Origin of the sequence: Prauserella muralis (genome assembly GCF_003202285.1) — a bacterium.
Lineage (GTDB): Bacteria > Actinomycetota > Actinomycetes > Mycobacteriales > Pseudonocardiaceae > Prauserella_B > Prauserella_B muralis.
On record NZ_MASW01000003.1, the window covers coordinates 40208 to 60280 of the forward strand.

Below are 20073 nucleotides of genomic sequence, written 5' to 3' on the forward strand. Positions count from 1 at the left end.
TCTTACCCGGCCGCAAATTGGTTCCGTCGCGTTGCGTAGTGCCACGCAGCGTCGCGCCAGTAGTTGGGCCGCACGACCTGGCTTGGGTCGTCGATGATCTCCGCTCCAAGGAACCGGTCGTCGTTGGTGAAGCGCATCAGCACCAGCAACCGCGAGTCGAACAGCCAGCAGTCGTGATTTGGGAGCCCTGCCGTGTCTGCCTGCTCGCGCCTGAGGTAGCGGATGTCTTCCGATCGGTGCGGCCAGTAGCAAACAGCGTGGGTGAATCACCAACGTTGGACTGTGGAACTCGCGGCCGGTGTGATGTGGGGTTGTTGCGGCGACTACTGAAACGATCCAGTACCTGGATGCCACGACGTTCGGCCTGCTTGTGCTGTCCCGCCATCGTGGTGGCCGAGCTCGCGTGGCAGATCGAGCGTCGTCGTCGGCGGTTCTCCACACGCCGTGAACTTCAGTTCGGTGTGGACTGCATTGGCAAATACCAGCTTGGGGTCAGCTGAACTCCGTCTTGTGGGTTCGCCGGTTAGTCTTGGCTTTTTCGATCAGGTCGTGATGGTCGGCGACCCATTCGACGGCGGGACGCAGCGCGTTCAGCAGTTGCCGGGCGGTGGCGGTGAGTGCGTAGGTTGCGGCTGGCGGAATGGTGGAAGTGTCGCGTTGGTGGAGCACGAGCCCGTCGTCTTGCATGGCGCTGAGGGTTTCACCCAGCACCTTGTCGGTGAGCTTGCTGCCGGGCCTGCGGTACCACTCATCGCCGACGTTCATCTTCTGGATGGTGTCGCGCAGCTCCGTGTAACGCATGGGTTTCCGGGCCAGCACGGTGAGGATGACCGGCTCCCATTTTCGGTTGAGCCAGCGGTAGAGGTCCCGCATGTGCTGCAGGTACTCGTCACTTCCTGGTTTCACGCCACCTCCCCGTACCGTTTTGCAGGCGCGCACCGGTGTGACGTGCTTCCCTCGGCTTCGTGACTCATCGGTAGGGGATCTGTGCCCTTGTGGGTGACAACCGCTGGGCGGTGTCCGTCGAGTGGCTACAGACTGAGGCGGACCGGGGCCACGGAGAGCGGTGGGATCGATGCACGTCGGTGTCGTGACGGTAGCCGCGGCGGTCGGGTTGCTACTGGGGCCGCTGTTGTCGGCGTGGGTTGATCGTGCGGCGCCGCCGCACGGCGGTTCGCCAGTGCGGCGGAGTGTCGTCATCGGACTGCTGACGAGTGCGCTCTTCGCGCTGTGTGCCTACCGGTATGGGGGCAGCGCGACGTTGCCAGCGTGGTGTTGGCTGTCGGCGACGGGCATCGTGCTCGCCCTGGTGGATGTGCGGCAGCGGAGGCTGCCGTTTCGCATGACCGCAGCGATGACTGCAGGTGGCGTGGTCGCGCTCGCGGTGGCGGCTGCCGTGGAGGACCGATGGACGGACTTTGCCGCCGCGCTGATTGCCGGACTGGCCGGCTTGGTGATCGCGGGGGCCGTCCAGTTGGCTGTTCCCGCGCACACCGGCGGGGGTGATACGGCCCTGGCCGGAGCTTTGGTCTTCTACCTTGGCTGGATCGGCTGGGCGGGTCTGGTCCGGGGGCTGCTGCTCGCCACCGGGCTGACGGCCGTGGTTGGGGCCGCCGTGTTCGTGGCTCGGCGTTGCTGGACGGCCAGCTTTCCGGCAGGTCCGTCCCTGATCGCGGGCACGATCGCAGGCGTCCTGCTCGCCTGATTTCACGCTTAGTGTCCGGCTACTTACTTTGCAGTAAGACAGCCCCCTGGTGCTACAGTCAGATCACTTTCGGTCACGGTGTTGTCACTGTGGCGGTATACGCATTGCGCCGGACGTGTAGGAGGCGCTATGGGGGCTGGTGGCAGGCGCGCAACACACTTGCGAATAGGTGCGGTTGTGACGACGGCGGTCGTCACGGTCTTTGTGGCTGGTTGCGAGGCCGCGTCCACGGTCGACGAGGCCAACAACAGCGCCACTGTCGCCGCTCCCACGACGTCTGCGCTGGCGGCACCATCGGGCGAGGATGAGCACGAGGCGGTGGTCGTCGCGTATGACGCGTTCTGGGCGCGGCATACGCAGATCCGCGACTGGCCAGAGTCCACGTGGGACAAGGAGCTGGGCGAGGTCGCGGTCGATCCCCAGTTGACTCGGACCTTGCAGGCGATGCGCTTCAACCGCAACAGCGGAATCACCACATACGGATCGGTGACTTCGCGGATCACGGAAGTGGAAGTCGATGGTGATCGGGCCACGGTGACCGATTGCCAGGACGCGTCGAGGTCTGGGCAAGCCGACATGAAAACGGGGGAGAGGAAGACGGTTGGTGTCCCACGAAACCCCGTCACGGCGCGCATGGTTCGCGATGCGGCCGACGGTCGCTGGAAGGTGGCCGAGATCCGCTATCCAGGAGGCGAGTGCTGATGCGGCCGCGGCATGGTCTGCTTCTAGCGGCAACTGGAACGGCGGCTGGGCTCCTTACATTGTTGGCGTCGCCGGTCGCTGCGGACACTCGTGATCAGGATGAGTCCGGCCAGGTGACCGTGGTGCCCGGGGACCAACTCGGCGAGATCGCGCCGCCCCGCGTGCGGATGGACGCGGCATACTCGCAGAGAAGTTCGTCCGCGGATAACTCAGACACCTCGCGCACGATCGGTGGTTCGGCGAACCGGCCGCGTTCGGGCCCTGTCTGCGTGTATGAGCCGTTGACCTGGGATGCGGCGGAAACCGACGGGCCGGGAACCGTCGAGGCGCTGCACGCGCTGTTCGGGTCGCAGTATGCCGGGTCGCGAGGCGGCGACGAGAGCCGGGCTTTCCGGCGGATCTGCGATGGCGTGGCCCAGGGATGGGTGACGGGCACGGGGATTCCCGGCGCGCCGGGCGGTACTGCGGTGGTCCTGCCCACGCCAGCCGAATTGGCCGCACGGGCACGCGAGGAGCTGGCGTTGCCGTTGCCCGTGCCGGGGAGGTCGCCGAACGTGCGGCTGGCTGATGGCCGGTCGGCGACGTTGGTCAACGAGCACACCTGGGTGTGGACCGATCCCGCGGCGTGGAGGCCGCAGCGGGAGCGGGTGCAGGTCGGCCCGGTGTGGGCCGAGGTGACGGCCACCCCGACACGGTTGACGGTCGATCCGGGGATGGGTTTGGCGGCAACGACCTGTGCTGGGCCGGGGACGCCGTATGACCGCGCGTACGGGATGCATGCGGCGAGCCCGGACTGTGGGGTGGTCTACGCCCGCTCGTCGTATGGCCTGCCTGGCGGGGTGACGACGGCGGAATACGCGATCACCTGGTCGGTGAGCTGGGTGGGCTCGACCGGCGCGTCCGACGAGGGAGGTGAGCTGCCGGACATGATGTCGCGTGCCACGGAGCGGTTCGCGGTAGCCGAGGCCCAGTCGCTGCGTTCACGCTGAGGTTGGCCTGTCTCGGCTTGTAACTGAATCTGGACAACGATTTCTGAGGGAAAGGAATACCTCAGTGGGTACTCCTGTGTCATTTTCGGCTCCGTCCCGGGAAACGGAGCCTGAGCCCGGGCGCGGACCATTGTTAGCAAAGGCTGTTCCGCGGGTGCCGCTGCGGCGCCGGTGGTGGCTGCTGGCGCTGTCGGTGGCGCTGGCCGCGGCTGGGGCGTTGAGTGGGTATCTCGTGATCGCTGCCGCGGACGAGCGGGCCGAGGTGCTGGTCGCTGCGCGTGATGTGGCGTGGGGAACGCGGCTGACCGACGCGGATCTCACCACGGCGATGCTCACCCCGGATGCCGCGGTGCCGATGATTCCTGCGGCGGAGCGCAGCCGGGTGGTGGGGCAGACGGCGATGGCTGCGCTCCCGTCGGGCAGCGTGTTGGCACCCGGGTACCTCGCCGAGCAGCCGGTGCCGGGGCCGGGGGAGTTGTTGGTTGGGCTGCGCGGTGAGCCGGGCGCGTTGCCCGCGCGGGGGCTGCGTGCCGGGGATCTGGTGGAGGTGGTCCCGGTGGCCGAGACATCGCCGGGCGCCTCCAGCGCCGAGGTATCCACGTCGGAAGCGGGTTTCCAGGCTCGTGTGACCGGGGTGGGCGCCCCCGACGCGCAGGGCGCGGTGACCGTGGACGTCGTGGTGGCGGCGACGATGGAGGAGCGCGCGGCGATCGCCGCGGCTGGGCAGGTCGTGTTCGTCCTCGTGGGCCCCGAGGGTTGAGGTGAGGAGCGTGTCATGGCAGTCATCGCGCTGATGTCGGCGAAGGCCGCGCCGGGCGTGACCACCTCGGTGGCCGCGCTGGCCTGGGCGTGGCCGACCGAGGTGCTGCTCGCCGACTGTGATCCGGCCGGCGGTGACCTCGCGGCCGGCTGGCTCGGGCGCTGGCTGCTCGCGGGCCAGCTGCGCGCGGATCGGGGAGTGCTGAGTTTCGCCACGGAGACCCGGCATGAGCGCGGCGGCAGCTGCGGCAGTCTCGATGGGCATGCGCAGCCGGTAGCGGTGGCACCGCATATTCGGCTGCTCGCCGGACTGGCGAGCCCCGCCCAGAACGCCTCGGTGGGCGCGGCGGGCTGGCAGCGGCTCGCGCAGGCACTCACCACGACCGGGCCGGGCCGGGATGTGCTGGTCGATCTTGGCCGCTACAGCCCCGCCACACCGCACGCCTTGCTCCAGGCCGCTGACCTAGTGCTGCTGGCGGTGCGGCCGCACGCTCGGCATGTGCTCGCCGCCCGACCAGCACTGGCTGAGCTGGCCCGGCAGCTCGAGCCGGATCGGCTGGGATTGGCCGTGTGCGCCACCACCGCGGCGGGCAGTCGTGACGTGAGGAACGCCTTGGGGTTTGCGGTGGGGCTGGAGCTGCCGCATGATCCGCGCGCCGCCGCCGTCCTCTCCGACGGCGAGTACGGCGGGCTACCGGCGGCACGCGCGCTGCTGCTGCGTGCCGCGCGACGCACGGCGCTGCGTCTGCATCGGACGCTGAACCTGCGGCCATCTCCGCCCTCCGCACCTGTCCCGCGAGTGCCGATCGTGACGGGAGGTCGGCCATGAGCTCGCCACTCGGGGCGCAGCGTTTCGAGGCGTCCACACCCCTATCGGGCAATGGGGCCAGCGGGGCACTGGATCCGCAGGTGGTGCGCGAGATCCGGGAGGCCGTGGCCGCCCGGCTCGAACACCCTGACGGCCCGCGGGCCTCGCAGCAAGACGAGCAGGCACGAACCCAACGAGTGGTGCTGGAGGAGGTCGCCGGCTGGATACGGCGCCGCGCCGAAGCGGGGTTCGCTCCACCGCCGGTGAGCGCGGAGCGCGCGCTGGCTCGCGCGGTGAGCGCCGCCCTGTCCGGGCTCGGCGTCATCGCCGACCTGCTGGATCGCACGGACGTGGAGAACATCCACATCCACGGACACGACGTGGTGTGGCTGGAGCGCCATGACGGGACCTTGGAGCGCTGGCCGTATCCGGTGGCCGACTCCGACGCCGCGCTCATCGACATGCTGGCCGAGATGTTCGCCCGGCTGGGCCAGACCTCGCGGGAATTCTCCCCCGCGCACCCCATCGCAAATCTGCGCCTGCCCGGCGGCGGGCCACTGGGCGCACGGCTGGACGCAGTCATCGAGGTCACCGACCGGCCCCGGGTCGCGATCCGCCGGCACCGGCTCGTCGGGACCCGCCTGACCGATCTCGTCGGCAACGGCACCCTGACGCAGATCCTGGCCGATTTCCTCGCCGCGGCAGTGCGCGCCGGCTGCAACATTCTCGTCACCGGTGGCCCCGCCGCGGGCAAGACCACGCTGTTGCGCGCCCTGTGCGCGGCGATCCCGACCCCGGAGCATGTGATCACCGTCGAAGAAGACTACGAGCTCGGCCTGCACATCGACGGCAATCGTCCGCTGGTCACCCCGCTGGAGGCGCGGCAGCCCAACGCCGAGGGCGTCGGCGAGATCACCCTGGACGACCTGCTGAAGCAGGCACTGCGCCATTCACCCCGCCGGGTCATCGTCGGCGAGGTGCGCGCCGGTGAGGTCGCGGCCATGCTGCGGGCGCTGGGCAACGGCGCCGCCGGAGGCATGTGCACGCTGCACGCCGGAAGCGCCGAGGCGGTCTTCGACCGCATCGCGTCGCTGGGCATGCTGGCCCACCCGCCTCTGAGCTCGGAGGCGGCGTTCGCGTGGACGGCCTCGGCGATCGACCTCATCGTGCACTTGACCAAAGTGGACGACCTTGACGCGTCCGGGCGAGAGCGCAGGCGGCGGTATGTCACCGAGGTCCTCGAAGTCGGTCCGGTGGGGGAATCCGGTCGTCCCGATGCGACCCGGCTCTTCTCGCGGGCGGGTTCCGGCGCGGCGCTGCCGGTGTTCGCGCCCACGCTGGCGCTCGCCGGTCGGCTCGCGCACCAGGGGTTCGCTCCCGCGCGGCTGCAGGATCCACCCGACTACCCGACGGAGGCGCCACGATGAGCACCCTTGCGATCCTGCTCCCGGGGCTGCTGATCGGCCTGGCGGTGGCGTGCGCGGTCGCCAGCGTGACAGCGCCCACTCGCGGGCCGCGCATCCGGCGCGCGAGGCGAGCGCGGGACTCCCGGATGTGGCGCCGTGCGGCCGGGGCGGTGGTGGCGGGCGTGGCTGCGGGCTTGCTGACCGGCTGGCCGGTCGCCGTCGTCGCGGCGGCGGCCGGGGCCGTGGCGCTGCCGCCGCTGTTGGCCCGCGACGATGCCCGCGCGGTCATCGACAAGTTGGACGCTCTCGCGGCCTGGGTCCGGCGGGTGGCGGACCGGCTGAACTCCGGCGCGGGCGGCCTGGAACAGGCCATCGCGGCGGCGGCACGCACCGCACCCAGCCCGCTGGCCGACGAGGTCCGCGCGCTCGCCGTGCGGGTCCGCACCCGGGGGCTGGAGCCCGCGCTGCGGTCGTTCGCCGACGACGTCGGCGACCCGGCCGCCGATGAGGTCGTGGGTGCGTTGATCGTGCGCGCTCGCGCCGGTGGACGTGGCCTGGTCGGTGTGCTGGAAGGCAAGGCCGACGCCCTGGCCGCCGCGGTGGGCGACCGGCGGGAGGTGGAGGCCGACCGAGCGAAGCCCCGGACCGACACGCGCATCATCATCACGATCACCGCCACTGTGCTGGCCGGGCTCGTCGTGCTGGCGGGCGAGTTCCTCGCCCCGTTCTTCGGCCTGCTCGGACAGCTGGTGATGGCCGCCAGCGTTGGGATCATGGCACTGGCCTGCTGGTGGATGCACCTGCTGTCCCGGGTCCAGCGGCGAGCCCGGCTATTCGCCAGCCACAGCGGTGCCAGCGGGGTGAGGAATCCATGACCGCGGTGTGGGTGGCGATCGTGCCGGGCGCTGCCGTCGGCGTGGCGGTCGCCTGCGTTGTCGCGGCACTGGCGCGACCGGCACCGATCCATCTGACTGCCGCCCTGACCAGACTCTCGCAGGACGACACCGCCGCGGGCGCGACCCGTCGGTCGCGGGCCGAGCAGGTCCTGGCCAGGCTGGCGGCACGGTCCGCGCGGTCCTCGAACCGGTGGTGGGGCATACCGGCTGCCGACCTCGCCGTCCTCGACGTGACCGCCGCCCGGTACCTGGCCCGGCGTGCCCGGTGGGCTGTGGGCGGTGCCGCATTCGGCGCCGCGTTGGCGATGCTCGCAACCGCCGCAGGGCTGGGCGTTCCACTCGGCTGGAGCGTCCCCGCGGCGCTCGCCGGGGCGGTCGCCGCGGCGATGGTGCCCCCGCTGGCGGTAGCCGATGATGCGGCGACCCGGCGCGAGGAGTTCCGCTCCGCCGTGATCGCCTACCTGGACCTGGTCGCCCAGGAACGGATGGCCGGGCGCGCAGCCGCGCAAGCCCTGAGCGAGGCCGCGGACGTGTTCGACGGATGGGCCTTCACCCGCATCCGTGGCACCCTCGCGCACGCGCAGCGGGCTGGACACCTCCCGTGGGAGGCCCTCACCCGGCTCGCCGACCGCATGAGCAGCCCCGAACTCGCCGACGTGGCCGACATCGCGTCGACCGCGGCCGACGGCGCCGCCGTCCACGCGACCCTGACGGCCAAGGCCACCGGGCTGCGCCGCGCGGCCCTCGCCACGGAAAAGGCCGCGGCCAACACCCGCAGCCAGCGGCTCACCCTGCCGGTCACGCTGCTGCTGCTCGGCTTCCTGCTGCTCGTGCTCTATCCCGCCGTCATCCGCCTGTTCACGACCTGAAGACACCCAGATAGGAACAAGGAGCACCACGATGAGTTTCCCCAACATCCAGCTCGGCAGCCTCACGCGTCGCGGCGTGGCCGCGCTCATCCTGTGGTCGGTCGCGACCGCCGACGTGCTCGCGGATCGGTGGCGTCGCGCGAGGGCCAGCGGCGACTCTGGGTCGGAGAACGTGGCCAAGGCCGTGCTCGTCGCGATCGTGCTGGCCACAGCGGTCGCGCTCGGGGCCGCGATCAAGGCTGTCGTCGCCCGCTACACCGCGCAGCTCCAGTAACGCGGACACGATCATGGGCGCCGTGCCTCGAGCCCGCGACCGACGTCTCCGGGACACCGGTTCGGAGACCGTGGGATTGGCGATCCTGTTCCCCCTGGCGCTGCTGCTGATCCTGACCATCGTGCAGGCGGGGCTACTGTGGCACGCGCGTAACGTCCTGTCCGGTGCCGCGCAATCCGGTGTGGACACTGGTCGAGTCCTCGGCGCTGGCACCGCCGACGCCCAGGATGCGGCGTTGTCGTTCGCCCGCCGTGCCGGTGCGGGAGTCGTGGACGATCCCGCGGCGGCTGCGGTCGTGAGCGCGGAGACGGTGCAGGTCAGCGTATCCGGCACGGCGCAGAAGGTCCTGCCGATCCCCGGTGTGCAGTTCCGCTTCTCGATGCGCGCCACGGCCGCGAAGGAACGGTTCACCGTCCCCGGAAGCGCACCATGACCTCATCTCGGCGGCGCGGCCACGACACGGGTTCGGTCAGCGTGGAGCTGGCCGTCCTGGCCCCGGCGGTCCTGCTGATAGGGCTGCTCGTGGTGGCCGCCGGGCGGATCAGCTCGGCCCAGCAAGCGGTCGACGACGCGGCTACCGCCGCCGCCCGCACCGCCTCCCTCACCCGGAGCGCCAGCGCGGCGAGCACGGCGGCGACGAACGCGGCCACCACCGTGCTCGGCGAACGACACCTGCGGTGCACCGACACGAGGGTGTCGGTCCATGCCGGAGGCTTCGCACCGCCACCGGGCCAGACCGGCGTCGCCCGTGTCGAGGTGCGCTGCCAGGTCGGGCTAGCCGACCTGGCCGGCGTCCCAGGGCTGCCTGGCAGCACGGTTGTCAGCAGCTCGTTCACCAGTCCCGTCGATCCCTATCGGACAAGCCCATGACACCCGTCACGACGCCGACACCGTCTCACGGTCGCGACGACCGGGGGACGGTCAGTGTGCTGATCGCCGTCCTCGTGCCGGCGTTGCTATTCATGCTCGCCCTGGTGGTCGACGGGGCTGGGCAACTTCGTGCCACGGCCCGCGCTGACGCGATCGCAGCGGAGGCGGCCCGCGCGGCGCAAACCGCGCTCGACACCAGAGGCGCGACCGTTGTCGTCGACCCGGCCGCGGCGGTCGCGGCGGCACACAGCTATCTGTCCGCGGCGGGGGAGAACGGTGAGGTCAGCGTCATCGGGCCGCGGACCGTCCGCGTGACCGTCACCATCGCCGCCCCGGCCGCGATCGGCCTCATCCAGTCGACCCACCACGCCACCGGCACCGCCACCGCGGAGCTCGGCATCGGCACGGACGAGAGAGCCCAGCCATGACCAGCCGTCGCCTCGCGCGCGGGCTGCGGACCGTCAGCGCCGCCGGGACTCTCGCCGGCCTGACCGTGGGCTATCCAGCGGCGCTACTCGGGCTCGGAGCTGACCCCCGTAGCCTCCTGCCGACGACCTGGCCACCCGCCGAGGAGTTCCTGTCCTGGGCGTGGACGGAACTGCGGTGGGCATGGCGGACGGGCGAGCTCGTGCTCGACCTCCTGCTCGCCGCGGGCTGGCTGGCCTGGCTCGTCCTGGTCTACCTGATCGTCACGGAGCTGGCCGTCCAGCTACGACAGGGAACCATGGCGGTGCACCGTCTCCCGGCGGTGTCGGCGCGGCGCTGGATCGCCGGCCTGGTCGCCTCGGTGATCCTGCTCGGCGCTGCCACCCCGGCCAATGCCGCACCAGGTCCAGCCGCCACGGTCGTGGCCACCGGGCCGCAGCGGCCGGACGCACTACCGCAGGCCGGTTTCCCCACCGCACCCACGGCCACCACCGCGCAGCCGCCACCCGAGCCCACCACCGGGCTCGCGCGCTGCCCCCGGCTCACCGTGGTCCACGGCGACACCCTGTGGGGCCTGGCCGAAACCCACCTCGGCGACGGCCGCCGCTACCCCGAGATCGTGGCACTGAACCGCCCTCGACTCACCGCCGGAGCCGACGTCCTGGAACCGGGCTGGGAACTAGCGATGCCCCCGGATGCCGTCAACCTGCCCGATCGGTCCGCGGCACCGTGCGTGGAGCAGCGCACGGTCGAGGTCCACCCCGGAGACACCTTGTCCTCGATCGCCGCCCGCGAACTCGGCGACCCCGACCACTGGCCCGCGTTGTACGCAGCTAACTACCGCCACCCCCAACCGGACGGCCGCGCCCTGCTCGACCCCAACCTCATCCTGCCCGGCTGGATGCTGATCATCCCCACCACGCCCGACCGCACGACCCCCAATACACCCCAGGACGAGCAGAAACGCGCCGACAACGAACGTGTCGACCCCGGCGCCACGGAGCAGCAGGGCGATCACCACGGTCAACCCGGCGACCCGCACGAACCGTCCCGCGACGCCGCCTCGACATCGCCGGTGCCGGAGAGCGACCCTCGTGCTGCACCCGATCCGCATCCGGGAACGGGCATCAGCGTAGGCACCGGCGCGTTCGTCGGGCTGGGCCTGGCGGCACTGATCACCGCGGCGCTCATGACGGTGCTCCTGTGGCGGCGTCGTACCTACCGACCGGGCAGCGGGCTACGCGACGAGACCCCCGCAGCGCCGGTGGTGCGCGCCCTACGCCTCGCCCACGACCAGGCCACCCTGCCGCGCGATCAGGATGGTGAACTGCTCTCGTCGGCGCCCGCCGGCGCCGTCCCAGCAGAGGCCGCCACTCGTGCCCGCGCGCACGACACGGCCACCGCAGTCCTATCGGCCGGTAACGACACAGTCCTCGGGATCCGGGACGGGCAGGCGATCGCCGTGGATTTGGCCCGGACCCGCGGGCTCGGCCTGGCAGGACCGGGAGCCGCAGCAGCGGCGCGGGCGCTGGTCGTGAACCTGCTCGCAGCCAACGCCAACGCCGACGCCACCGCGGCCCGCGTCGTCATCCCCGCAGACGACATCAGGAGCCTGCTCGGTGAGCACGACACCGTCGAACACTCCCCAAGCCGGCTGCGGATCGTCGCCAGCCTCGACCACGCCCTCAACGAGCTGGAAACCGAGCTGCTGACCCGCACTCGGACCGGCGGCCCGACAGCAGCCGACCGTTCCCCAAGCACGGTAGTGCTGGTAGCGACACCGGAAGCTCACGCCCAGCAACGCCTGCAGGCCGTCCTCGAGCACGGCGCCGAACTCGGCCTCGCCACCGTCCTCATCGGAGAATGGCCTCCCGGCGGGACGGTCTGGCTACGCGCCGACGGCACCGTGGAGACCACCAGCCACAACCTCATCGACATGCTCGCCGGCACCCGGCTGTTCACCCTGCCCAGCGCCGACGCCCGAGACCTCCTCGACCTGCTCGGCACTGCCGACCGAACCCAGGAACCCTCCGGCACCGGCGCGGCTGACCCTGACCAGTTCGAATTCCTTGCCGACCCACCAGACCCGGCCACCGAGCACTCTGCCCGGCCCGATCCCGCCCCGACGGCACCCCTGCCGACGGTCGAGGTCACCGTGCCCGAAAGTCCGGCACACCCACACGCCGAACATGCCCCGCACACCCTCGGCGCACCTGCTAGCAACGCCACCGACCCGGGCTCAGACGAGACGGCCATGCGCGTGTCCCTGTGCGTGCTTGGCAGGCTCCACCTCTACTGGTGTAACGGTCAGGACACCACGGACCTGATCGACGCCATCGCCCCGAAACAGCGCGAAATCCTGACCTACCTTGCCCTGCATTCAGGCGGGGCGCGCTCCGACGCCGTGACCGCGGCGATCTGGCCCGACACCCGCGGGCGACGGCCACGCAACACCTTCCACGTCACCGTCTCGCAACTCCGCAAAGGCGTCCGCGCCGCCACCGACGACCCACCGCACGACCTCATCGTCGTCCACGACGGCTACTACACCCTCAACCCCGACCTCGTCACGGTCGACCTCTGGCACCTCCGTGACGCCCTGCGCAGCTACCGCGACGCCAGCGACGAAGCGCATCGACACCAGGCGCTCGAACGCGTCGTCGACCTCAATCACGGCCCCCTGGGCGCCGACATCACCGCGGAATGGATCGAAGCACCCCGCGAAGCCCTCCGCCGCGAGATCCTCGACGCCATCAGCGCGCTGATCCGCCTCCAGGGCAAGGGCCGCGACGAGCGCAAACTCGCCCTCCTCGAACTGGCCCGCGGACTCGACGAATACAACGAGGCCATCTACCGCGACATCGCTCGCACCCTGGCCCGGCTCGGCCAACCCGACGCGATCCCCCGGACCCAGAAACTCCTCACCGACACTCTCGACGAGATCGACGAACGCCCCACCCGCGACACTATCGCGCTCATGCAATCTCTCCAGCGCGCTGCCGAGCCCCAGCCACCGGCGAAACCGGCCCAAACACAAGCCGCCGCGAAACGCAAAGCGGCACCCACCGCCCGGTCAAGCGAATAGCGGAAGAAATGCGCTATAATAGCGTCGCTATTCCGCGATCACGTTCTCTATTGAAGCGCAATCACATTGCTGGCGACATTTCTCAACGAATGCCATGGCCGTGCTTCAATGCCCTTTTAGGTCTCATTGCCACCGATATGACTGCGCGCCGATCTCCCTTCCGATCCCATTACCAATCCCCTTACGAATGGCCATACCTCCTAGACAAGTAGAGGCACGCCGACAGCCAGAGTGCAGGCCAGGGGAGCGCTGAACCCTACCAACGACACCCCGAACTTAAGTGCAAACAGGAAGGTGAACAGTACGGGATGGGTGCGGTGATAGAGGCGGGCAGGGGGGACGGTGGAGACGGTCGGAAGGTGTAAAACTGCTGGTAGATGACGTGCGTGCATCTGGAAGGCCGTACCTGAAGCCAGGCTTCAAGCCACCCAACTGACCGGCCAAGGACGTCGTTTCATCGGCCCGCTCTCCAGGCTGCCCTTCTTCCTTGCAAATATCCACAGTGGACATAACATCCGATCGTCCAAATGTCAGGTGCGCGTCCGGTTGTACCCATCGGTCGAACCAGGCGAAAAAAATCACAAACAGATAACGCTCTCTCAATAATAGTTGACGATAAAGCACAAATGAGGGAGTATATAAGTACAGCGGAACACGGAGACGGGAGAGACCGGGGAGGCCCAGTCACCCGATCAATACACGATCTGCTTCTCGCGATCTTTGATAGCCGAATATGCTGAAACCTCGTGGTGAATATGTGCGAGATATGGCACGTGCCGACCGTCATGGTGCGTGACCGATAGCGTCTCACCGCGTGCCCTAGTGCCGATTGACGTCACGAGCGCGATGGCTGAGAAGCCATGCGCGCGTGGATAGATCGGGCGGATTGACAATCCGGACGACGCGTAGCCCAGCGAAATCGCCGCTACGCTTGCAGCGCTAGGGGGACAACCGGTGATGTAGGTACGGGGTAGAGGCATGGTCGGTAAAGAGTGGCCCAGCGGTAACGCTGGATAGCGGCGGCAGTAGCCGCCGCAAGCGGACGGTCCTAACCCGTCCCGCCCGAATATGAGACTCGCCGGAAGATACCGACACCCGATATACCGGGTAGGCGACTAACCGTCACAAGCGGGGCAGGGAACGGCAGGCGAGCGCGGGTATCTCATCACCCGTAATGAGACCAAACGAGAGCGCGTCACCGGTGCGCGTTGTGAGAGGACGACGTACGGCAGGCGACACATACCAACGTGAGACGGTCGGGCACGGTCGGCAGGTAGAGCATGCGAACACGGTTCGCCACTACCGGCCGACCGTGCCCGTGCCGTGTCCGTTGGGACAAAGACATGTCAACCCTGGTTAAGAAACGGGAGGGATTATGTGCGCCATATTCCGCAACCGTAGCGATGGCTGGTGGAAACTGGGCGCAATCCTTGCGCACGGCGACGAGTTCGCGAACACGTCGGGCACGCTACGCGGCACGCGTCGCCCGACGGGTACCGGCAGGCTCCCAGCGCCGTGGGTCAAGCGCTTTCGCCACGACCGCGACGGTCACGGCGTAGGCCCAGGTATCGACTATGTCGTCTACAGCTACGCAACCCCCATAGCGTGGCATATCCCCGGCCAGGGGTGGACTGTGCCCACCGAAACCTATTCAGTGACGACGACCCGTCATCAGCGCGCCGTGAATCTGGCGATTTATCACCGCGCGGACGCAATGGCGGACGCTGCCTAATCGTCGAGTGAGCGTGAGTAAGGGTGAGCACGCAAATACGTGTGCTCGCCCTTAGTGTCAGCTATACCGCATTTCCACGTGAATTGGAATTCGACCCACGGGTGAAGTCTGCCCAAAATCAGAAAGGAATGGTTCGCCGATATGTGCATCGATCCTTTCCAATATCCCGGTCCCCGCAACGAATGCGAGGCCATTTCGTTCGCGAACGCCCACGGCTATGAGTGGGCTTACCTCGACACGATGCGCCGCGCTGGTCGCAATCCCCGACACGTGCCCGACGGCTGGCCATTCGCGTGGCTGCAATATTGCCGGTCCCGTCGCCGCAGCATGGCAATACGTGAGGCCTTTGACTATTGGCAGGAAAACGCAACATTACCGGGCTTGTCCTAGGGGTTTCGGTGACGCACGGCTAATCCGTGCGTTGGCCGTGACCACTGGGCCAAAAGAAACCGAAATGAAGTCATCGGAATTCAACACAGGGGAGAGGTGTGCCCACATGCAGTGCGACGTGTCCATTCGATACAACCAACTTGCGGGCGCATTGAGCGTTCCCGACGGCGGCTTTTCGATCATCCCTTCCACGGGCGCGAACGTCACACGCGGGTACGCGGTGTCCGTGCATCCCGAATGTGAGCGCGTACTCCCCGGGATCGTTCAGGCAAGCGATCTCGCACGATACGCCGACGAACACGCGGCGACGCTCGCATTGCCGGGCCGTGTGTTCGGTGGATGGCGAGATCCAGAAAGCGGCGCCGCGTTCCTGGACGTGTCCGTTGTCGTGCCAGAACTAGGCGACGCCCTGACGCTGGCGCAGGCACACGGCCAACTCGCGGTTTTCGACTTCTTGGCACTGACGTCGGTCCCGGTGACCTCGGTTCCGGCGGCCGCCTGATGCCGCGATCACAGCCAGAGGGAGGAGACGCCATGGCGAAACACGACATGACGTGCGAGGAACGGCAGGTCGCCGAACGTGCACAACGGACGCTCGCGGAAGCGCAGCTCCGATACGGCGTGCGCCTCCCCCGCGAAGCGCTGGAACACCTACGCGCCATGGCTCACGTGAACGCCGACGGAGGCAACGGCGTGTCTGGAGACGGGAGAACGCAATGAGCAATGATCGTGATGCGGCATACCGTATCGGCTGGGTAGCGGGCTACGGGCTCGGTATGGCCACACAGTCAAGCGACGCCACGCCCTACCACGATATGCATACGCCTTGGTCCAACTATGTGCCCGCGTGGATCGACGAGGCGGATAGCAAGCACACGGGCGAACAGCGCAAGCCCTTCGAGGCCTTGTTCCGCGCCGGATTCAACGACGGACTCACGCGAGCGAAAGACCACGGGGGAGCTGCCTGACGGCGGCGCGGCTGAGTGAGCAGGCAACACGCGAGAGGAGATCAGAGCATGGACTACTACGCCGCGCAGGTCGCCCAGCTCGGCGAGTCGGATCGCTACCGGCTCAAGATCACGAGCGACAACGGTGAGAGCAAGTGGCTGCGCATCACACCCGGCCAGCTCACGCGCATCGCGCGCATCCTGGCCGAGGGCGACGAGGAGGGCCACGAGACGACGGGTAGCGAGCTGACCGTTTACCTGGTCGGCGAGGACGACACAGCCGCCCGGGAAAGCATGGTGTTCGACGACCACGACACGGCGGAGCGCCACCGTGACGAGAACGAGCCCGGGGCAAAGGTCTACAGCGCAAGCGCAACGGTCGACTTCACCACGCTAGAGCCCGCGTGATCGACGGAGCCGCACGTCCCGTACGTGCGGTTGGCGGGCTTACACGAACGAGAGGACAGGGCGATGCACAGTGTGCCCATGATTAACGGACGGTGCTGGGAATGGAAGACGCCAAACGGCTGGGAATACCAGGCTATCTCCCTTAATGGTGTCGAATCGGTCCGGCTCTATTTCAAGACCCCGGGCGCAAAGGATTGGTTGTTTGGGCACGAGCGGCCGACCGAGGGCCGTTCGGCGAAATCTGTCGCTGAGGACATGTTCCGGTCTACAACACGTTCGGGATAGCTGTGGGAGCGAGGAAACAACAATGTCGACGCTAGAAAGCAAACCTGCGATGCCAAGGGTGGACGTTGAAATTCACTACGCGCACGGTGGCTTCATCATGCGGGACGACACGTATGGCGAGCAGGACGCCGACAGTGCGGCCGTCTTTGCCGATGACGGCACCTGCATTGTCGCGGTGAACCGCGCTGCACGTGGCGGATGGGCCATTGACTGTAGCGACTTCGGGCACGTGCTGACGCAATCCGCCTACCGCCGCCGCTTCACCACCGTCACCGACGCCGCCGACTACGTGGCTGCGCGGATGGGTGTGATCCTCTGCCCTGTGGACGCGTACGAAGGATCGGCCACCGCGTAATCGTCAGTTGCGCTTAGCCACTAGCCACTGAGCAGGCGAGCGGTTCCAACGGTGGTGTCCGTTGCGCGTCGAGGAGACGCGCACCGGACACCACCGTTGGAACCGGTCCACTCGGGCATACTCCGAGTCCTCTAAACACGAAGGGAAAGGCAGATGACGTCCAGCGACGTAACAACGGAGGACCTGACGCTCCAGGTTGAGGCCGCAGAACGAGAGTTGGCCAAGTACAAGTCTCGGGTTCGCGATCGCGTGATCAAGGCATACCTTTACCGTGACCTCAATTTCGAAGCAGCCAATGAGGAGCTTGAGGAATTAGGGCTGGAGCCGTTCGAGATCGAGGACGAGGCCTACGGGTGGGTCAAGGTTTCCTGGCCGGTGACGGTGCGGGGAGTTGCGGATCCCGACGAGGCGCGGCGCATAGTGTCCTCAGCGATCGGGGCGTGGCATCAGGCGGCGGATGAGGTGGCACGCACCGTTGCCGGAATGTCCTTCTCGGCCGGGGAGTCAGCCATAGAGGTCGAATACTTTCGATTCGCCAGACGGTGTCGGAGTGAACCAATGGGCAAAACAGCATCAGAGTTGAGCGCAAAGGCTGATCGCGCGCTCACGCGAGCGCAGCTCGCCGACCGGCATGAAGCTGAACGTCTGCGGGCATATGTGAAGAACCTGCGCCGAGAGGTGCTTCGAATGCGGCTATTCGAACATGGAAAGGCCATAGGGCGGCACAACGTGACTCTAGCGACCTTTCGCCAGTACCTACGGACTGTCAAGGGAGTATCGTCGTGACGACCGTTGAACCCGAACTTTTCTCGCTGACAGAAGACCAGCGCCGGGACCAGCTACTCAAGAAACTGGCGCGTACTCGGCAAGAGTTGGAGGCGTTCCGTGATGACGTGCGCCAGCGGATCATCGATCGACATGAGCGGGGAGGCTGGTGCCGCCAGGGAACCGAAGATGCCTTGGCGGAGCTGGATCTCGCGCCCTACGAACTTGTGTTCAGCGGCAGGTGCCGTGTCGAGGTGACCTTTACGGTTCGCGACGCGCCAAACGAGGACGTCGCGCACGAGTGGGTGCATAGCGCTATCAACGTGAGAAGCGACGACAGCGACGTCGAGATCGACAACTACGACACCTCCGTTGAAGAGATTGAGCGCGATTAGGTACATAAATGTCGACACCTAACCTTCCTGAATTTCCCGACGAGATCGGCGCCGACGAGCCGGTCGTGTCCTTCTCTATTATTGAGTGCCGAAGCTGTGGTGAGCGGTCGCCGATGGTACGCACGGACCCTTCTGATGGCTCCGACGAACATGCCTGGGACGCCGACCATATACAGCGCACGGGCCACGGCAGGTACTACGTATGGCGATTGTCTCGCCATACATCACGAACCTTTATCTTCTGACGCTTGCGTCAGAGCGTCGCCGGATGGCGACTGCGGCGGGCAACGTTGATTGAGGTGCTGACTTCCCCGAGTGGGGAGGCTGTCCGGAAAGGAGTCGCAAATGAGTTCCGACGACGTGCCGCGTGACGAGCTGGCAAGGGTGACCGCGACGCCGGACGATGTCCCAGCCGAGAAACCGGCTGACCTTATCAAGGTCAAGGACCTCGTAGACGGCGATGAGTTCTCAGTCGACGGCGGTCTGACCTGGTATATCTGTGCGGTCGTCCTTCCCGGGAACGTCGCGGTGTATATCAGTGATCGGCGCGACGACGACGCTCCGACAATTCGCATCGAGGCTGAACCAGAAGCGCTGATCCTCGTGCGACGACGCTCGACGGCGGCAGGCGCCAAGGGGTAAATCCGCCTACCCCACGCGAGGGCTTCGTTTGTCCTGTCAGGGGCGCCGCATTCCGAGGATGCGGCGCCCCTTTCTTGCACGACACATTGACATATTTGTCTCACGGGGCCAAATGCGGCGGCCATCGCATCGCAGGTCGTCGCGCAGGCTGCCCTCTTTTCAACCGACACCGCGCACCGATACCGGTGAGGCGCAGGGGAAGGACAACCAAAAATGACGAAGACAACGGTCCGCGCTAACAATGCGGGCGACCTGCTGGCGTCCATCCCGACGCTTGTCGGGTTCGCCCCGGCCAACTCGGTGGTGCTCATCGCGCTCCACGAGAACCGGCTCGGCGTGACCATGCGTGCGGACCTGCCGCCGACCCAGAACAGCGTCTCGTTCGCGCAACAGCTCGCCCATGGCCTGGAAGTTGCCGGAGTCGACGAAGCCATCGACGAGGCTGTCGCGGTGATGGTCGACGACACCCCGCATCGTGACCTCGTCGACCACCTCGTCGAGCAGCTGGCGGTACGAGGGATCATGCTCGAACACGCTTACCACGTCTCAGAGTTCGCTGCAGGTGCCCGCTGGCAGCACATATGCAACGCCGCGTGGCACGGCGTCCTACCCGATCCGAAGGCCACCGTGGCGGCGGCAACGTTGGCCGTCGCTAGCGGCGTGACGAGGGGCAGCCGCGAGCAGATCGAGGAGTCGTTCCGGTCGGACGACGAGGAAGCGATCGGGCGGCGGGCGGCGCTCCTGGACGGACTGGTGGGTCGCCCGCAGCCATCGCTCGAATGGCAGGCCGGCATCGTCCGCGCCGCGCTGCACAGGTCTCTGACCGGGCAGCTCACCCTGTCCGACGAGGACGTTGCCGCGCTGGCGTACGCGTTGACTGACCCCGGGGTGCGGGACGCGTGCCTCGCGACCGCGCTGCCGTCGACATCGCCGCTGGCGCATGCGGCAATGAACTTGTGGCGGGCGTTGACACGGATGACGCCCGCGCCGGAACGGGCCGAGCCTGCCGTCCTGGCCGGGTTCGCCGCGTACATGCAGGGCGACGGGGCGACCGCCACGATCGCACTCGAGGTGGCGCTGGACGCCAACCCGGACCACGTGCTCGCCGGTCTGCTGAGGCACGCCTTGGACACGGGCGTGCCCCCAGATCGCCTCCACCCTCTGGCCAGCGGCCCCTTCTGCGACCCCGGGGCGGTTGCCGCCGACGGTGAGCAGTAGCTCCCGCTCACCAAAATTTGTCCTTCCTTCTCCGAAGGGGGCCAAATTCTCTGGAATTTAGTCCACTTCCCTTTCCCACCAAGGAGATCATCATGCCTTTCTACGCTGTCGGCGCCCGCCGCATGGACGACCGGCCTGACCCCGGCG

Annotated in this window: 25 protein-coding genes; 22 read left to right on the forward strand and 3 right to left on the reverse strand. The window is 67.7% G+C overall.

From position 1 onward, the window contains the following. Positions 1 to 2: 2 nt before the first annotated feature. Both BAY60_RS38510 and BAY60_RS37220 read right to left on the reverse strand, forming a co-directional pair. Positions 3 to 224 carry a DUF6879 family protein gene (locus tag BAY60_RS38510; RefSeq protein WP_342769782.1) on the reverse strand — a complete coding sequence of 74 codons (222 nt, stop codon included), beginning with the start codon at positions 222 to 224 and terminating at the stop codon, positions 3 to 5. Positions 225 to 492: 268 nt separating this feature from the next. Continuing rightward, on the reverse strand, positions 493 to 906 hold the full coding sequence (locus tag BAY60_RS37220) for a winged helix-turn-helix transcriptional regulator (RefSeq protein ID WP_170160476.1): 414 nt from the start codon (positions 904 to 906) through the stop codon (positions 493 to 495). Positions 907 to 1075: 169 nt separating this feature from the next. On the opposite strand from BAY60_RS37220, the gene BAY60_RS19750 reads away from it, so the two are divergent. From BAY60_RS19750 to BAY60_RS19815, 15 genes are all read left to right on the forward strand, one after another. Then, positions 1076 to 1705 (forward strand): prepilin peptidase, encoded by a 630-nt coding sequence (locus tag BAY60_RS19750; protein ID WP_112282537.1) that lies wholly within the window; start codon positions 1076 to 1078, stop codon positions 1703 to 1705. Between the two features lie 177 nt (positions 1706 to 1882). Then, complete coding sequence (locus BAY60_RS19755; protein WP_112282538.1) at positions 1883 to 2407, forward strand: hypothetical protein; 525 nt, start codon at positions 1883 to 1885, stop codon at positions 2405 to 2407. Between the two features lie 113 nt (positions 2408 to 2520). Continuing rightward, positions 2521 to 3396: a hypothetical protein gene (locus tag BAY60_RS37975; protein WP_245992692.1), complete on the forward strand. Its 876-nt coding sequence runs from the start codon at positions 2521 to 2523 to the stop codon at positions 3394 to 3396. 154 nt (positions 3397 to 3550) lie between these two features. Continuing rightward, positions 3551 to 4156, forward strand: a complete 606-nt coding sequence (locus tag BAY60_RS19765; RefSeq protein ID WP_112282539.1) for an SAF domain-containing protein — start codon at positions 3551 to 3553, stop codon at positions 4154 to 4156. Positions 4157 to 4171: 15 nt separating this feature from the next. Next, positions 4172 to 4984: a CpaE/TadZ family protein gene (locus BAY60_RS19770; protein WP_112282540.1), complete on the forward strand. Its 813-nt coding sequence runs from the start codon at positions 4172 to 4174 to the stop codon at positions 4982 to 4984. Beyond that, complete coding sequence (locus tag BAY60_RS19775) at positions 4981 to 6390, forward strand: TadA family conjugal transfer-associated ATPase (RefSeq protein WP_112282541.1); 1410 nt, start codon at positions 4981 to 4983, stop codon at positions 6388 to 6390. Before BAY60_RS19770 ends, BAY60_RS19775 begins: the two co-directional genes overlap by 4 nt. Further along, on the forward strand, positions 6387 to 7244 hold the full coding sequence (locus BAY60_RS19780; RefSeq protein WP_112282542.1) for a type II secretion system F family protein: 858 nt from the start codon (positions 6387 to 6389) through the stop codon (positions 7242 to 7244). Before BAY60_RS19775 ends, BAY60_RS19780 begins: the two co-directional genes overlap by 4 nt. Further along, the gene (locus tag BAY60_RS19785; RefSeq protein ID WP_112282543.1) at positions 7241 to 8134 is read left to right on the forward strand and encodes a type II secretion system F family protein; all 894 of its coding nucleotides are present in this window, start codon (positions 7241 to 7243) and stop codon (positions 8132 to 8134) included. The genes BAY60_RS19780 and BAY60_RS19785 overlap by 4 nt, the downstream gene beginning before the upstream one ends. Positions 8135 to 8165: 31 nt before the next feature. Next, on the forward strand, positions 8166 to 8408 hold the full coding sequence (locus BAY60_RS19790; protein WP_112282544.1) for a hypothetical protein: 243 nt from the start codon (positions 8166 to 8168) through the stop codon (positions 8406 to 8408). A 13-nt stretch (positions 8409 to 8421) separates the two neighbouring features. Then, entirely contained in the window at positions 8422 to 8841 is a 420-nt protein-coding gene (locus tag BAY60_RS19795; RefSeq protein WP_112282545.1) for a TadE/TadG family type IV pilus assembly protein, read from the forward strand. Next, entirely contained in the window at positions 8838 to 9278 is a 441-nt protein-coding gene (locus BAY60_RS19800) for a TadE family protein (RefSeq protein ID WP_112282546.1), read from the forward strand. The genes BAY60_RS19795 and BAY60_RS19800 overlap by 4 nt, the downstream gene beginning before the upstream one ends. A 56-nt stretch (positions 9279 to 9334) precedes the next feature. Continuing rightward, positions 9335 to 9706, forward strand: a complete 372-nt coding sequence (locus BAY60_RS19805) for a hypothetical protein (protein ID WP_245992694.1) — start codon at positions 9335 to 9337, stop codon at positions 9704 to 9706. Then, positions 9703 to 12789, forward strand: coding sequence for a LysM peptidoglycan-binding domain-containing protein (locus BAY60_RS19810; protein WP_112282548.1), 3087 nt, complete (start codon positions 9703 to 9705; stop codon positions 12787 to 12789). The genes BAY60_RS19805 and BAY60_RS19810 overlap by 4 nt, the downstream gene beginning before the upstream one ends. 1375 nt (positions 12790 to 14164) lie before the next feature. Further along, positions 14165 to 14521 carry a DUF8033 domain-containing protein gene (locus tag BAY60_RS38720; protein WP_484266828.1) on the forward strand — a complete coding sequence of 119 codons (357 nt, stop codon included), beginning with the start codon at positions 14165 to 14167 and terminating at the stop codon, positions 14519 to 14521. 496 nt (positions 14522 to 15017) lie between these two features. Continuing rightward, positions 15018 to 15413: a hypothetical protein gene (locus BAY60_RS19815; RefSeq protein WP_112282549.1), complete on the forward strand. Its 396-nt coding sequence runs from the start codon at positions 15018 to 15020 to the stop codon at positions 15411 to 15413. Positions 15414 to 15421: 8 nt separating this feature from the next. Here the strand turns inward: BAY60_RS19815 and BAY60_RS37225 are convergent, their stop codons facing one another. Continuing rightward, positions 15422 to 15562 (reverse strand): hypothetical protein, encoded by a 141-nt coding sequence (locus BAY60_RS37225; RefSeq protein WP_170160477.1) that lies wholly within the window; start codon positions 15560 to 15562, stop codon positions 15422 to 15424. 65 nt (positions 15563 to 15627) lie between these two features. On the opposite strand from BAY60_RS37225, the gene BAY60_RS36820 reads away from it, so the two are divergent. The 7 genes from BAY60_RS36820 to BAY60_RS19840 all read left to right on the forward strand — a co-directional run bounded on the left by BAY60_RS36820 (position 15628) and on the right by BAY60_RS19840 (position 19926). Beyond that, positions 15628 to 15879, forward strand: coding sequence for a hypothetical protein (locus BAY60_RS36820; RefSeq protein WP_146771046.1), 252 nt, complete (start codon positions 15628 to 15630; stop codon positions 15877 to 15879). A 48-nt stretch (positions 15880 to 15927) separates the two neighbouring features. Next, a complete protein-coding gene (locus BAY60_RS19820) occupies positions 15928 to 16266 on the forward strand; it encodes a hypothetical protein (RefSeq protein WP_112282550.1) in 339 nt (112 codons plus the stop codon). Between the two features lie 307 nt (positions 16267 to 16573). Then, positions 16574 to 16906 (forward strand): hypothetical protein, encoded by a 333-nt coding sequence (locus BAY60_RS19825; protein WP_146771047.1) that lies wholly within the window; start codon positions 16574 to 16576, stop codon positions 16904 to 16906. A 153-nt stretch (positions 16907 to 17059) separates the two neighbouring features. After that, on the forward strand, positions 17060 to 17692 hold the full coding sequence (locus BAY60_RS36825; protein ID WP_146771048.1) for a hypothetical protein: 633 nt from the start codon (positions 17060 to 17062) through the stop codon (positions 17690 to 17692). After that, a complete protein-coding gene (locus BAY60_RS19830) occupies positions 17689 to 18066 on the forward strand; it encodes a hypothetical protein (RefSeq protein ID WP_112282552.1) in 378 nt (125 codons plus the stop codon). The genes BAY60_RS36825 and BAY60_RS19830 overlap by 4 nt, the downstream gene beginning before the upstream one ends. 345 nt (positions 18067 to 18411) lie before the next feature. Then, positions 18412 to 18708, forward strand: coding sequence for a hypothetical protein (locus BAY60_RS19835; RefSeq protein ID WP_112282553.1), 297 nt, complete (start codon positions 18412 to 18414; stop codon positions 18706 to 18708). A 213-nt stretch (positions 18709 to 18921) separates the two neighbouring features. Continuing rightward, a complete protein-coding gene (locus BAY60_RS19840) occupies positions 18922 to 19926 on the forward strand; it encodes a DUF4192 domain-containing protein (RefSeq protein WP_112282554.1) in 1005 nt (334 codons plus the stop codon). Positions 19927 to 20073: the final 147 nt, after the last annotated feature.